This is a genomic window from Vibrio sp. 1978 (assembly GCF_033344345.1).
The window spans coordinates 1-1,034 of sequence record NZ_JAWPOP010000162.1 but is presented as its reverse complement, the minus strand read 5'-3'; the positions used below and the strand labels follow the sequence as shown (position 1 = coordinate 1,034).

The 1,034-nt window shown below is 46.2% G+C and carries 1 protein-coding gene and 1 pseudogene; one reads left to right on the top strand and one right to left on the bottom strand.

Going from position 1 to position 1,034, the window contains the following annotated elements:
- Positions 1-339, top strand: a pseudogene (locus tag R8N49_RS25210) (DNA polymerase II); the annotation flags it as partial.
- Here the strand turns inward: R8N49_RS25210 and R8N49_RS25205 are convergent.
- The coding region (locus R8N49_RS25205; protein WP_412034906.1) for a nucleotidyltransferase domain-containing protein at positions 336-1,034 on the bottom strand (699 nt) is incomplete at its 5' end. The pseudogene R8N49_RS25210 and the gene R8N49_RS25205 sit on opposite strands and share 4 nt — an antisense overlap.

The following is a 1,034-nucleotide window of genomic DNA, read 5'->3' as shown; positions in this document are numbered from 1 at the left end:
AAAACCAATAAGGGGGAGTTTGATGACCAATTGGTTTATCAAAAGCGACTACGCCGAAAGCTGCATGAGTACCAAAAAAACATTCCACCTCAAGTGCGTGCAGCACGTTTAGCCGACGACATTAATGCCAAGCTTGGCCGACCTTTACAGTATCAAAATCGTGGGCGCATAGAGTATTTGATTACCCTAAATGGCCCTGAGCCTCATGAATACCGTAACAGTCCTATCGACTACCAGCACTACATCGACAAACAGCTAAAGCCTGTTGCAGATGCGATTCTGCCATTTATCGGCACAGACTTTGAAACCCTCTCAGCACCACAGATGGGACTGTTCTAACCAATACGAAACTCAGTCTTTTGGTACTGCTTCACGAGCCAGCCACCGAAAGCATCAATTAGGCCAATGACCGAACGCTTGGGAATTGGCCTTCCAGATAACAATATGCAGAGGCGGTCAATCTCCAGTTTTTTCTCGGGATGATATTGCAAAAACACTTCACCACATTCTATTGGATCATCAAACCAGCGCTTATCGCGATACATCACCAAAGAGTAAGAAGCTCTTAATAACTTTTTAGCGATGACTACCTGCGCACGAACTTGCTCCCCAAGGCTTGTCGCCTGAACAATCTTAGCTCGATACACCGCTAGCCATTCTTCAACATCCATATTCCAGTGCTTAGCAATTTCCCAACTCGGCACATAGTCGCCAAAACAATCAGCCAAGTCATCGCCATGCACACAAACACAGCAGTGCTTGAGCATAAAGCCCCAAGTAAAAATGCTATCAAGATTGGCAACTTCGCTAACAAGTGCCGTTCTTATCGCCACTCCCTTGACTTGCGGGTGATTTTGCTGAGCTCGCCACTTTATAGTATTGAGCAGCGTCGCTCGGTTGTTCTCAAACATCGACTTTGTCACCACAACTAAATCCAGGTTGGACTTTCCTGCTATTGCCGTTTTTCGCGCAACACTTCCGTACACATAAACGCTGTGAAGATTTTGCCCTAGACCGCCTGTTAGGCACATCAA